Below are 12,342 nucleotides of genomic sequence, written 5' to 3' on the forward strand. Positions count from 1 at the left end.
GACGGCGGGTTATCGGATGACGCCCAACTCAGTTGTAGGCAACCTCCGAGAATTGCGTAGTGGTAGCGATTGGGAGTCTTGCCATCTTGTCAGCACTCTTGAATAGAGTTACCTGAACACAGCTAAAAGCACAGAGACGAATAAGCCGCGCTATTGCGCGGCTTTTTCATGCCCGTGATTCAGCCGTCACTTGGGCAATGCCTATGCAATCACATAACCCCCAGTTCGAATTTCGACCACAAGCGCCCCGCCGAACGAGCCTGTAACATGTTCAGCCATTGATCCGTGCCACTGGAGCCACCCCTTGCCTGATACACGCCCGCCCGTGCTTGATGAAATCGACCGCCAATTGATCGCAGCCCTGCAGATCAACGCCCGCGAGAGCGTGGCCATGCTGGCCCGGCAATTGGGCATCGCTCGTACGACCGTCACCTCGCGTCTGGCGCGACTGGAAAAGTCCAGGGTCATCACCGGTTATGGTGTGCGCCTGGGGCAACGTGTGGTGGATGGCGGGTTACAGGCGTATGTCGGGATCACGGTTCAACCTCGTTCTGGCAAAGAAGTGCTGCGCCGGCTCAGTGCGATGGCGCAGGTTCAGCAGTTGTGTGCAGTGAGTGGCGAATTTGATTATGTGGCTTGGCTGCGTACTGACTCGCCAGAGCAGCTGGATCAGTTGCTGGATCAGATTGGCAGTGTGGATGGAGTGGAGAAGACGACGACCTCAATCATCTTGAGTAGCAAGATTGATCGGGGGCAGCCGGTTTAACATTCTGACTGGATGCGCATTAGTGACTGATAGGGCCTCTTCGCGAGCAGGCTCACTCCCACAGGGACTTGGTTTCGTCAGGTTGTATTATTTTGTCGTCACATTGGTTGGTTAATTTGCAAAACGACGACACATTGCGTCTTATTAACGTGTTCTACGCTCACTAGAATGGCTGCCATCTTTTCCTATACTCAGACGCGCATCCCGCGTCGGGTCGCCAGCAAGGTCAGCCATGAACAAGAACAATCGCCATCCTGCAGACGGTAAGAAACCAGTCACCATTTTCGGCCCGGACTTTCCTTTCGCCTTCGACGACTGGATTGAACACCCGGCTGGCCTGGGCAGCATTCCTGCGCACAACCACGGTGCCGAAGTAGCGATTGTCGGCGCTGGCATCGCAGGCCTGGTGGCGGCTTACGAACTGATGAAACTGGGCTTGAAACCGGTCGTCTACGAAGCCTCGAAAATGGGCGGTCGCCTGCGCTCTCAGGCGTTCAATGGCGCCGAAGGCATCATCGCCGAGCTCGGTGGCATGCGTTTTCCGGTCTCGTCCACCGCGTTTTATCACTACGTCGACAAACTCGGTCTTGAGACCAAACCCTTCCCGAACCCGCTGACGCCCGCGTCGGGCAGCACCGTGATCGATCTGGAAGGCAAAACCCATTACGCACAGAAACTGGCGGATCTTCCTGCCTTGTTCCAGGAAGTGGCTGACGCCTGGGCCGATGCTCTGGAAGCCGGCTCGCAGTTCTCCGATATCCAGCAAGCGATCCGCGACCGCGACGTCCCCCGCCTCAAGGAGCTGTGGAACACCCTCGTGCCGCTGTGGGACGACCGCACCTTCTACGACTTCGTCGCCACCTCCAAAGCCTTCGCCAAGTTGTCGTTCCATCACCGCGAAGTGTTCGGCCAGGTCGGTTTCGGCACCGGCGGCTGGGACTCGGACTTCCCGAACTCGATGCTGGAAATCTTCCGCGTGGTAATGACCAACTGCGACGATCACCAGCACTTGGTGGTCGGTGGCGTGGAACAAGTGCCGCAGGGCATCTGGCGTCATGTGCCGGAACGTTGCGTGCATTGGCCTGAAGGCACCAGCCTCAGCTCGCTGCACAATGGCGCGCCGCGTACCGGGGTGAAAAAGATCGCCCATGCCGAAGGCGGCCGTTTTGCCGTTACCGACAATTGGGGCGATACCCGCGAGTACGCCGCGGTGTTGACCACCTGCCAGAGCTGGCTGCTGACCACACAGATCGAATGCGACGAAACCCTGTTCTCGCAAAAGATGTGGATGGCCCTCGACCGCACCCGCTACATGCAATCGTCGAAGACTTTCGTGATGGTCGACCGTCCGTTCTGGAAGGACAAGGATCCAGAAACCGGCCGCGACCTGATGAGCATGACCCTCACCGACCGTCTGACCCGTGGCACTTATCTGTTCGACAACGGCGACGACAAGCCGGGGGTAATTTGCCTGTCGTACTCGTGGATGAGCGACGCACTGAAAATGCTCCCGCAGCCGGTGGAAAAGCGCGTAAAACTGGCGCTGGACGCATTGAAGAAGATCTACCCGAAAGTCGACATCGCCGCACGTATCATCGGCGATCCGATCACCGTGTCGTGGGAAGCTGACCCGCATTTCCTCGGTGCCTTCAAAGGCGCCCTGCCCGGCCATTACCGCTACAACCAGCGCATGTACGCGCACTTCATGCAGGACGAGATGCCAGCCGAACAACGCGGGATTTTCATCGCCGGCGACGACGTTTCATGGACCCCGGCCTGGGTGGAAGGCGCGGTGCAGACTTCGCTCAATGCGGTGTGGGGCATCATGAAACACTTCGGCGGTGAAACTCACGCCGAGAACCCGGGTCCAGGTGATGTGTTCAACGAGATCGGTCCGATCGCCCTGCCCGAGTAAGAGGAATCCGAAATGCGCGTAGCCCTTTACCAATGTCCACCGCTGCCCCTGGACGTCGCCGGCAATCTGCAACGCCTACAGCAATTGGCCCAGGAAGCGAAAGGCGCCGATTTGCTGGTGGTACCGGAGATGTTCCTGACCGGCTACAACATCGGCGTCGATGCCGTCAGGGTCCTCGCGGAAGTGCACAACGGTGAGTCGGCGCAGCAGATTGCGCGCATTGCCAAAGCAGCCGGGATTGCCATTTTGTATGGCTACCCGGAGCGCTCCGAGGATGGGCAGATCTACAACGCGGTGCAGTTGATCGACGCTCAGGGCAAGCGGTTGTGCAACTACCGCAAGACTCACCTGTTCGGCGACCTCGATCACTCGATGTTCAGCGCTGGCGAGGATGACTTTCCGCTGGTGGAACTCAACGGCTGGAAGCTGGGCTTCCTGATTTGCTACGACATGGAGTTCCCGGAAAACGCCCGGCGCTTGGCCCTGGCCGGTGCCGAGCTGATCCTGGTGCCGACGGCAAACATGATTCCCTATGACTTCATCGCTGACGTTACCGTCCGCGCCCGCGCCTTCGAAAACCAATGTTATGTGGCCTATGCCAACTATTGCGGCCATGAAGACGAGATCCACTACTGCGGCCAGAGCAGCATCGCCGCGCCGGATGGCAGTCGCATCGCCCAGGCCGGCCTGGATGAAGCGCTGATTGTCGGCGAGTTGGATCGCCAGTTGATGGTCGACTCACGCGCTGCCAATCGCTACTTCGTTGATCGCCGTCCCGAGCTTTACGGCGACCTTAACAAGCGCTGATCCCCTGTAATCCGCTAGCATTAGCGCTTATCTGTTCTGGAAGTGCTCATGCCTGCGCTGAATCACCCTCGCCCCCACACTGAAACCCTGGCCAACGGCTTGCAGGTGACGCTGCGTCATGCCCCGAATTTGAAGCGTTGTGCGGCGGTGCTGAGGGTCGCGGCAGGCAGTCACGATGTGCCGCTGGCCTGGCCCGGTCTGGCGCACTTTCTTGAGCATTTGCTGTTTCTTGGCACCGAGCGTTTTCCTGCCGGCCAGGGACTGATGGCCTACGTTCAAGGTCATGGCGGTCAGGTCAATGCGCGAACCAGTGAACGCACCACCGACTTCTTTTTCGAACTGCCGACTCAGGCGTTTGCCGGAGGGCTGGAGCGTCTGTCAGACATGCTCGCTCATCCACGTATGAATCCGGACGAGCAGTTGCGGGAACGAGAAGTGCTGCACGCGGAATTCGTCGCCTGGTCACAGGATGCAGCGGCGCAACAACAATTAGCGCTGCTCGACGGGCTTTCACCGACTCATCCCTTGCGCGGGTTTCATGCCGGCAACCGCGACAGCCTGCCGGTGCCGCAGCCTGAGTTTCAGCAAGCGTTGCAGGATTTCCATCAGCGGTTTTATCAGACCGGGCAGATGACACTCAGCCTGGCCGGGCCGCAGAGTCTCGATGAGTTACGTGAGATGGCTCAGCGTTTTGGCGCCGAGATTCCCGTCGGGCAACGAGTCCCGCAACAATCGCCTGCTTTGCTGATGAACGCCTCGGAAAAAACTTATCAACAGACTGGCGAACATCGGCTGGATCTTCTGTTCGCGTTCGAAGCGTTGTCTGAGTCATCACGAGAAGCGCTGGCGTTTCTGTGCCATTGGCTGAACACCGAAAAACCTGGTGGCCTGATGGCGAAGCTGCGTGAACAGGGTCTGGCTGACAGCCTGAAAGCCGCGCCGCTCTACCAGTTCGCCGGGCAAGCTTTGCTGCACATCGAATTCACCACCACACAACCGGGGAGCGTGATCCGCGAGAGGTTGCTCGACTGGCTGGGCTTTTTTGCCTCCCATCAAGATTGGGCCAGCTTGCACGAAGAGTACATCGCCCGGTTTCAACGCCAACAGCAAGTCAGCGGCCCCTTACAACTGGCCCAACGAGACAGCGAGCAACTGGAAACCGGGTTATCCGATCAGGGCGTTGCAACCCTCAAGGACATCCTGAGTAAAATCGGCGTTGTGGATAACTTCAGCAGTGAATGGCAACTGCCATCGCCTAACCCGTTTTTGCGCGCTGAGGCACCCGCTGCCAATGCCGGGCTGATTCGCGGCCAGACCAGCAAACACCGTGGTCTGCGCACGTTTGCCCAGGACCGCTCGCGCAGTCGTCGCGAAAACTCCCCGATGCAGTTCAGTCAGGCCTTGCCGGACAACACTGATGAAGGAGCGATTTATCTGCGCTGGCGACTCGACTTCAAACCTCACGCCAGCCTTCAGTCGACCCTGGAAAACCAGTTGCAGCCATTGCGTGAAGATGCGCGTCAGGCAGGTGTCGACTTTTCCTTCAGTGCCTCAGGCAATGAATGGCTGCTGAAGATGACGGGGCTACAGGCACCGATGCCAGCCGTCCTCGAACACGCGCTGAAAGAGCTGACCACACCCGGAGCCGGATTCTCACAGGATGAACTGCCAAGCGTTGCGTTGCTGCCGATCAAACAGCTGCTGAAGGCGCTGCCTGATCAGTGCCTTGAACCCGCCGTTGTCTCAGGGGACTTGCAGCAACTTTGGTCGAGCGCGCGCTGGGAAGGTCTGGCCGTTGGCTTGTCGTCACAGACACAAGCAGCAATGGGCTTGGCACTGAGCCGCGTTCCCGGCGTTGCGGATCAACAATCGTCGCAGCCCTCGATCAACTCGCAGCGCCTGTGGAGCACTGTCGATACCGATTCCAGCGAACACGCGCTATTGCTGTTCTGTCCCATCGCCACGCCGGACATCGCCGATGAAGCCGCTTGGCGCTTGCTCGCGCACCTGTGCCAGACACCGTTCTACCAGCGCCTGCGGGTGGACTTACAACTGGGCTATGCCGTGTTCAGCGCATTGCGCCAGATCCATGGGCAGACCGGGATTCTGTTCGGCGTGCAATCACCGAGCGTTGCACCTGCCGGTCTGCTGGAACACATCGAACACTTTTTGAGTGAGTTGCCAGGAATGATCGAAGGCATTGACGAGGCCACCTTCATCGCCCAGCGTCAGTCCTTGGCGGAGCAATTCGACCTGAACGCCCTGCCCGTCCATCAGGCTGCCGAACTGCTCTGGCAGGGTAAACTGGCTGGCCACTCGTCGGATTATCTGGAGCAACTGCCTGAAACGATTCTGATGATCGACCGCGAAGCATTACTGGCCGCCGGGCAGCGATTGAATCAAGCAGTCGGTGGCTGGCGCTGCCTGGCCAGCGGTCCTGCCCCGAGTGCGGTTTGGCAAGTGACAAAATGATCATTACAGGCGCTGCAATTAGCTTTCTCAAAGTTTCACGGGCAACCGCACTGTAATTTTGAGTAACATAGCAACCTAACTATCTGAACATCTCCGCCTGGAGGTGGACTATATGTATAGGTCTCAACTGTCTCATCACCTGAAGGAGCGCTCCCATGTCCTGGTCCAAACCTGCTTACACCGACCTGCGTATCGGTTTTGAAGTCACCATGTACTTCGCAAGCCGCTAATCTTTTTGTATCGCAGTGCTACGCCTCGGCTCGCCGAGGCGTTTTTATTTTCAGGTTTCGAATGATGGAGCGGTCATGTTTGTCCAGATTCTAGGTTCCGCCGCCGGCGGCGGTTTCCCACAGTGGAATTGCAATTGCGTGAACTGTGCCGGTTTTCGCGATGGCAGCCTGAACGCCAAGGCGCGGACCCAGTCGTCCATCGCGATCTCCGATAACGGTGTGAACTGGGTGCTGTGCAACGCTTCGCCAGACATCCGCGCCCAGCTTCAAAGCTTTGCCCCGATGCAACCTGGCCGCGCCCTGCGCGATACCGGCATCAGCGCGATCATCCTGATGGACAGCCAGATCGATCACACCACTGGCCTGCTCAGCCTGCGCGAAGGTTGCCCGCACCAGGTCTGGTGCACCGACATGGTCCATGAAGACTTGAGCACTGGCTTCCCGCTGTTCACCATGCTGACCCACTGGAATGGCGGGCTGGACTGGAACCGGATCGAACTTGACCGCAGCTTCACCATTGCGGCCTGCCCGAGCCTGCGTTTCACCCCGCTGCCGCTGCGTAGCGCCGCCCCGCCGTATTCGCCACACCGTTTTGACCCGCACCCCGGCGACAACATCGGCTTGATCATCGAAGACCTGAACACCGGCGGCAAACTGTTCTACGCGCCGGGGCTGGGCAAGGTGGACGCGCCGCTGCTGGAAATCATGGCCGACAGCGACTGCCTGCTGGTGGACGGCACGATGTGGGACGACGATGAAATGCAGCGCCGTGGCGTCGGCGCCCGTACCGGCCGGGAAATGGGCCACCTTGCGCAGAATGGCCCGGGCGGGATGTTGGAAGTGCTGGAGCAACTGCCGAAACAGCGCAAGGTGCTTATCCACATCAACAACACCAATCCGATTCTTGATGAGGATTCGCCGGAGCGTGCCGAACTGGTTCGGCGCGATGTTGAAGTGGCTTATGACGGCATGAGTATTGTGTTGTAGCGGAGGGCCCCATCGCGGGCAAGCCACGCTCCCACAGGTTCACGCGATCAACTGTGGGAGCGTGGCTTGCCCGCGATGAGGTCAGATCAGACACCGCAAATCCACCGGAGTAACGCAATGACTGACACCGCAATGTCCCCCGCCGAATTCGAGGCCGCCCTGCGCGCCAAAGGCGCCTATTACCACATCCATCACCCCTACCATGTGGCGATGTATGAAGGCCGGGCGACCCGCGAACAGATCCAGGGCTGGGTCGCCAACCGCTTCTACTATCAGGTGAACATTCCCCTGAAAGATGCCGCGATCCTCGCCAACTGCCCGGACCGCGAGATCCGTCGCGAGTGGATCCAGCGCCTGCTCGACCACGACGGCGCCCCCGGCGAAGACGGTGGCATCGAAGCCTGGTTGCGACTGGGCCAGGCCGTTGGCCTCGACCCGGATCAACTGCGCTCGCAGGAATTGGTTCTGCCCGGCGTGCGCTTCGCTGTCGACGCCTACGTCAACTTCGCTCGCCGGGCCAGTTGGCAGGAAGCCGCCAGCAGCTCGCTGACCGAACTGTTCGCGCCGCAGATCCACCAATCGCGCCTGGACAGCTGGCCGCAGCATTACCCGTGGATCGACCCGGCCGGCTACGAATACTTCCGAACCCGTCTGGGCCAGGCGCGCCGCGATGTGGAACACGGTCTAGCCATCACCTTGCAGCACTACACGACGCGGGAAGGCCAAGAGCGCATGCTGGAAATTCTCCAGTTCAAACTGGACATTCTTTGGAGCATGCTCGATGCCATGAGCATGGCCTACGAACTGAAACGCCCGCCATATCACAGCGTGACCGAGCAACGGGTCTGGCACAAAGGAATCGCCTTATGAGTTTCGACCGCAGCAAGACCCCGACCTGGCGCATGGGCTACCGTTTCCAGTACGAACCGGCGCAGAAAGGCCATGTGTTGCTGTACCCGGAAGGCATGATCAAACTCAATGAAAGCGCCGCGCTGATCGGCGGCTTGATCGACGGCGAACGCGATGTCGCGGCGATCATTGCCGAACTGGACGCACAGTTCCCCGGCGTGCCCGAGCTCGGTGAAGACATCGAGCAATTCATGGAGGTCGCGCGTGCTCAGCACTGGATCGAACTTGCCTGATTCCCTGTCAGACAAGTTACCGCCAAAACCTGAAATCGGCTTGCCGCTCTGGCTTCTCGCCGAGCTGACTTACCGCTGCCCGCTGCAATGCCCGTACTGCTCCAATCCACTGGACTTCGCCGAGCAAGGCAAAGAATTGAGTACCGAGCAGTGGCTGAAAGTGTTCCGCGAAGCGCGGGAGATGGGCGCGGCGCAGTTGGGTTTTTCCGGTGGTGAACCGCTGGTGCGCCAAGACCTCGCCGAATTGATTGCCGAGGCGCGCAAGCTGGGTTTCTACACCAACCTGATCACCTCCGGCATCGGTCTGACCGAGCAGAAAATCAGCGACTTCAAGAAGGCCGGCCTGGATCATATTCAGATCAGCTTTCAGGCCAGCGACGAGCAAGTGAATAATCTGCTGGCCGGCTCGAAAAAGGCCTTTGCACAGAAGCTGGAAATGGCCCGTGCGGTGAAAGCTCACGGCTACCCTATGGTGCTGAATTTCGTGACCCATCGGCACAACATCGACAAGATCGACCGGATCATTGAGCTGTGCATCGCTCTTGAGGCGGACTTCGTCGAACTCGCCACCTGCCAGTTTTACGGATGGGCGCAGCTCAATCGGGTCGGCCTGTTGCCAACCAAAGAACAACTGGTCCGCGCCGAGCGCATCACCAACGAATACCGCGCCAAACTCGAAGCAGAAGGGCATCCGTGCAAGTTGATTTTCGTCACACCGGACTATTATGAAGAGCGCCCGAAAGCCTGCATGAATGGCTGGGGCAGCATCTTTCTGACGGTCACCCCGGACGGCACCGCCCTGCCCTGTCACGGCGCCCGACAGCTGCCGGTACAATTTCCCAACGTGCGCGACCACAGCATGCAGCACATCTGGTACGACTCGTTCGGCTTCAACCGCTTTCGCGGTTACGACTGGATGCCCGAGCCCTGCCGCTCCTGCGACGAGAAGGAAAAGGACTTTGGCGGCTGTCGCTGCCAGGCGTTCATGCTCACTGGTAACGCGAGCAACGCAGACCCGGTGTGCAGCAAGTCGGAACATCACGGCGTGATTCTCAAGGCCCGCGAAGAAGCCGAGCACGCAACCCAGACCATTGAACAACTGGCCTTTCGCAATGAACGAAATTCACGACTCATCGCAAAAAGCTGAGCCCTTCAGTGCGGCGAAAGCCGTCGCTGCCGGTGTCGATTTTGCCGAACTGCAGGTCGGTCATCATGGCCTGTTCTGGAACGAATACCGGCCCGAAGATGCCGCCTGCCGGATCTGGCATTGGCGTGATGGCCAGGCGCGTTGCCTGACGCCAGCGGGCTTCAGTGTGCGCAGTCGGGTGTACGAATATGGCGGTGGCGCGTTTTGTCTGACCGATGACGGGATTGTTTTCGTCAACGAGGCGGACCAGCAGTTGTATCGGCAATCGCTGAAGGGTGAAACGCCTGAAGTGCTGACTTCAAGCGAATACCGTTACGGTGATCTGCAATTCGCCAACGGACACGTTTTGGCGGTTGAAGAGAACCGTGACCGGCATCGGCTGGTGGCGATTGATGTGAATGATGGTGGGCGTCATCTGCTGGCGGAAGGTGCCGACTTCTACGCGGCGCCGACCCTGAGCCCAGACTCGCAACGCTTGGCATGGATCGAGTGGAGCCGGCCGGATCAGCCCTGGACCGCGACTCGACTGATGATTGCCGAACGCCAGAGCGATGGCGGGTTTGCACCGCCGCGCTGCGTGGCGGGCGAGGGTATTCAGGAGTCACTGCAGCAGCCCCGCTTCGACAGCAGCGGCCGTTTGTATTGCCTGACGGATCGTGGCGGTTATTGGCAGCCATGGATAGAGTCTTTAGACGGTTTGAGCCCTTTACCAAGTGCCGCAGCGGATCATGGGCCCGCGCCCTGGCAACTGGGTGGTTGTACCTGGCTGCCTTTCGCTGAAAACAAATATCTGGCCAGTTGGACCGAAGACGGATTTGGCCAATTGGGCCTTTGCGGTGACACCGCTGAAGACTTCACTGGCACCTACAGCCGCTTCCGCCATCTCGCACTGGATGAGCAATTCATTTACTGCATCGCCGCATCGCCGATCAGTTCGGCGGCGGTCATTGCCATCGACCGCGATAGCCGACAGGTCAAGGTATTGGCCGGTGGGATTGCACCCTTACCTGCCGAACAGATCAGCGTCCCGCAAACCCTGCGTTACCCGAGCGGTTCGGGCGAGGCCCACGGTTTCTTCTATCCGGCGATGAACGGAGACACAAAGCCACCGCTGGTGGTGTTCATTCACGGCGGGCCGACGTCGGCCTGTTATCCAATGCTCGATCCACGCATTCAATACTGGGCGCAACGCGGCTTTGCCGTGGCCGATCTCAATTATCGAGGCAGCAGCGGCTATGGCCGGGCTTATCGCCAGGCACTGCATTTGAGCTGGGGCGTTGTGGATGTGGAAGATGCCTGCGCGGTCGTCGCTCATCTGGCCGAACGAGGCTTGATTGATGGCGACAAGGCGTTTATTCGCGGTGGCAGTGCCGGTGGCTACACCACCCTTTGTGCGTTGGCCTTTCACAACGTCTTCCGCGCCGGCGCCAGTTTGTACGGCGTCAGCGATCCCGTCGCACTGGGCCGTGCCACTCACAAATTCGAAGGCGATTATCTGGACTGGTTGATCGGCGATCCGGTGCAGGATGCAGAACGCTATGCCGCGCGAACGCCTTTGCTGCATGCGAGCAACATCAGCGTGCCGATGATCTTCTTTCAAGGTGAATTGGATGCGGTGGTCGTGCCGCAACAGACCCGCGACATGGTCACGGCGCTGCAGGACAACGGCATTCTGGTTGAAGCGCATTACTACGCGGACGAACGCCACGGCTTTCGCAAGGCTGGCAATCAAGCCCATGCGCTGGAGCAGGAGTGGTTGTTTTATCGGCGGGTGATGGAGCTTGGGGACAATGCCTGATTAGCGGCGCGTCCATCGCGAACAGGCTCACTCCTACAGGGATTTCTGCAACACCTTAGATCCAATGTGGGAGCGAGCCTGCTCGCGATAGCGGTCTATCTAACCCCGCAAACCTCAGCGCTTGGCGATGATATAAACCGCATGCACGATTCCCGGAATATACCCGCACAACGTCAGCAAAATATTCAGCCAGAACGCCCCGCCGAAACCGACTTGCAGAAATACACCCAATGGCGGCAACAGAATGGCGATGATGATTCGAACAAAGTCCATGGGGCAGCTCCTGATTTGAAGTGGGTTCGTATGAGCACTATAGCTAATCGACCTGTACCGTTCGTCAGGGTTCAGTGCAATGCCTCAGGCCAGTATTTCAAGGCCATGTTTCTGGACGATGCTCAGCAACTTCAGCGCCATGCCACTGGGTTGTTTGTAACCCGACTCCCATTGTTTAACCGTCGAAGCGCTGGTGTTCAGATATCGCGCGAACACCGGCTGACTGACGTTATTGCGCTCACGTAGCGCTTTGATTTGCTCCGCCGGGATCGCATCAGGAACCGTCGCAAGACATGATTCATCGAATTCACGCATGGTCGCCTTGCTGATTACACCGATGGCAAACAAAGCACTGGCCGACTCGTGGATCGATTCCGATATTTCACTTTTGTATTTTTTACTCATGAGGTATCTCCACAAACTCCTTCATATCCAGCAAGCGCTGGAGTTCCATCTCGGTCAGCCCTGCGTAGACCTTGGACAATTCGCGTAAATCGGCCAACTGCCTCGGAGTGATATTGCTCTGATCCTTCTTGGCATACAGAAACTGATAAACGCAGTAATTGGCCCCTCTGGCCAGGACAATCGAACGATGCCGATTGGCATTCAAACGCTTCTTCCAGACCCCGCCGCCAAGATTTTCCGCTTGGCCATTGAGCATTTCGGTGAATGCCTCTCGAAGCTCCTCGTCACCGATCCATGCTTTTTCGGCTTGCATCGCAAAGCGTTTTGCCTTGAATAACCTTGGTGACATTGGCATCCCTTCCAAAAACATACCACCCAGTGGTATAGATTTCAAAACCAG

General features: G+C 58.6%; 13 protein-coding genes. 10 read left to right on the plus strand and 3 right to left on the minus strand.

Annotation, left to right across the window (positions count from 1 at the left end):
- The first annotated feature begins 304 nt into the window (after positions 1–304).
- From ACWGZX_RS11615 to ACWGZX_RS11660, 10 genes are all read left to right on the plus strand, one after another.
- Positions 305–766, plus strand: a complete 462-nt coding sequence (locus tag ACWGZX_RS11615; protein ID WP_452628384.1) for an Lrp/AsnC family transcriptional regulator — start codon at positions 305–307, stop codon at positions 764–766.
- 232 nt (positions 767–998) lie between these two features.
- Positions 999–2,681 carry a flavin monoamine oxidase family protein gene (locus ACWGZX_RS11620; RefSeq protein WP_452628385.1) on the plus strand — a complete coding sequence of 561 codons (1,683 nt, stop codon included), beginning with the start codon at positions 999–1,001 and terminating at the stop codon, positions 2,679–2,681.
- 12 nt (positions 2,682–2,693) lie between these two features.
- Positions 2,694–3,488: a carbon-nitrogen hydrolase family protein gene (locus ACWGZX_RS11625; protein ID WP_452628386.1), complete on the plus strand. Its 795-nt coding sequence runs from the start codon at positions 2,694–2,696 to the stop codon at positions 3,486–3,488.
- A 48-nt stretch (positions 3,489–3,536) separates the two neighbouring features.
- Entirely contained in the window at positions 3,537–5,960 is a 2,424-nt protein-coding gene (pqqF, locus tag ACWGZX_RS11630; protein WP_452628387.1) for a pyrroloquinoline quinone biosynthesis protein PqqF, read from the plus strand.
- A 155-nt stretch (positions 5,961–6,115) separates the two neighbouring features.
- A complete protein-coding gene (gene pqqA / locus ACWGZX_RS11635) occupies positions 6,116–6,190 on the plus strand; it encodes a pyrroloquinoline quinone precursor peptide PqqA (RefSeq protein ID WP_009045898.1) in 75 nt (24 codons plus the stop codon).
- 75 nt (positions 6,191–6,265) lie between these two features.
- Positions 6,266–7,177: a pyrroloquinoline quinone biosynthesis protein PqqB gene (pqqB, locus tag ACWGZX_RS11640; protein ID WP_452628388.1), complete on the plus strand. Its 912-nt coding sequence runs from the start codon at positions 6,266–6,268 to the stop codon at positions 7,175–7,177.
- Positions 7,178–7,294: 117 nt separating this feature from the next.
- The gene (pqqC, locus tag ACWGZX_RS11645) at positions 7,295–8,047 is read left to right on the plus strand and encodes a pyrroloquinoline-quinone synthase PqqC (protein ID WP_452628389.1); all 753 of its coding nucleotides are present in this window, start codon (positions 7,295–7,297) and stop codon (positions 8,045–8,047) included.
- The gene (pqqD, locus tag ACWGZX_RS11650; protein ID WP_223515004.1) at positions 8,044–8,319 is read left to right on the plus strand and encodes a pyrroloquinoline quinone biosynthesis peptide chaperone PqqD; all 276 of its coding nucleotides are present in this window, start codon (positions 8,044–8,046) and stop codon (positions 8,317–8,319) included. The genes pqqC and pqqD overlap by 4 nt, the downstream gene beginning before the upstream one ends.
- Before the next feature lie 4 nt (positions 8,320–8,323).
- Positions 8,324–9,466 carry a pyrroloquinoline quinone biosynthesis protein PqqE gene (gene pqqE, locus ACWGZX_RS11655; protein ID WP_452629005.1) on the plus strand — a complete coding sequence of 381 codons (1,143 nt, stop codon included), beginning with the start codon at positions 8,324–8,326 and terminating at the stop codon, positions 9,464–9,466.
- Positions 9,432–11,264: a S9 family peptidase gene (locus tag ACWGZX_RS11660; RefSeq protein ID WP_452628390.1), complete on the plus strand. Its 1,833-nt coding sequence runs from the start codon at positions 9,432–9,434 to the stop codon at positions 11,262–11,264. Before pqqE ends, ACWGZX_RS11660 begins: the two co-directional genes overlap by 35 nt.
- 114 nt (positions 11,265–11,378) lie before the next feature.
- On the opposite strand, the gene ACWGZX_RS11665 is transcribed toward ACWGZX_RS11660, so the two are convergent.
- The 3 genes from ACWGZX_RS11665 to ACWGZX_RS11675 all read right to left on the minus strand — a co-directional run bounded on the left by ACWGZX_RS11665 (position 11,379) and on the right by ACWGZX_RS11675 (position 12,291).
- Complete coding sequence (locus ACWGZX_RS11665) at positions 11,379–11,537, minus strand: YqaE/Pmp3 family membrane protein (RefSeq protein ID WP_007947822.1); 159 nt, start codon at positions 11,535–11,537, stop codon at positions 11,379–11,381.
- 84 nt (positions 11,538–11,621) lie between these two features.
- The gene (locus ACWGZX_RS11670) at positions 11,622–11,942 is read right to left on the minus strand and encodes a helix-turn-helix domain-containing protein (protein ID WP_452628391.1); all 321 of its coding nucleotides are present in this window, start codon (positions 11,940–11,942) and stop codon (positions 11,622–11,624) included.
- Entirely contained in the window at positions 11,935–12,291 is a 357-nt protein-coding gene (locus ACWGZX_RS11675; protein WP_452629006.1) for a type II toxin-antitoxin system RelE/ParE family toxin, read from the minus strand. Before ACWGZX_RS11675 ends, ACWGZX_RS11670 begins: the two co-directional genes overlap by 8 nt.
- Positions 12,292–12,342 lie beyond the last annotated feature (51 nt).

The organism is Pseudomonas sp. CLCA07, assembly GCF_053615335.1.

Excerpts from the sequence above, each read along its gene's own strand:
- ACWGZX_RS11660 (WP_452628390.1), top strand. The coding sequence starts at position 9,432 with ATGAACGAAATTCACGACTCATCGCAAAAAGCTGAGCCCTTCAGTGCG.
- ACWGZX_RS11620 (WP_452628385.1), top strand. The coding sequence starts at position 999 with ATGAACAAGAACAATCGCCATCCTGCAGACGGTAAGAAACCAGTCACC.
- ACWGZX_RS11665 (WP_007947822.1), bottom strand. The coding sequence starts at position 11,537 with ATGGACTTTGTTCGAATCATCATCGCCATTCTGTTGCCGCCATTGGGT.
- pqqD (WP_223515004.1), top strand. The coding sequence starts at position 8,044 with ATGAGTTTCGACCGCAGCAAGACCCCGACCTGGCGCATGGGCTACCGT.
- ACWGZX_RS11670 (WP_452628391.1), bottom strand. The coding sequence starts at position 11,942 with ATGAGTAAAAAATACAAAAGTGAAATATCGGAATCGATCCACGAGTCG.
- pqqB (WP_452628388.1), top strand. The coding sequence starts at position 6,266 with ATGTTTGTCCAGATTCTAGGTTCCGCCGCCGGCGGCGGTTTCCCACAG.
- pqqF (WP_452628387.1), top strand. The coding sequence starts at position 3,537 with ATGCCTGCGCTGAATCACCCTCGCCCCCACACTGAAACCCTGGCCAAC.
- pqqC (WP_452628389.1), top strand. The coding sequence starts at position 7,295 with ATGACTGACACCGCAATGTCCCCCGCCGAATTCGAGGCCGCCCTGCGC.
- ACWGZX_RS11625 (WP_452628386.1), top strand. The coding sequence starts at position 2,694 with ATGCGCGTAGCCCTTTACCAATGTCCACCGCTGCCCCTGGACGTCGCC.
- ACWGZX_RS11675 (WP_452629006.1), bottom strand. The coding sequence starts at position 12,291 with ATGTCACCAAGGTTATTCAAGGCAAAACGCTTTGCGATGCAAGCCGAA.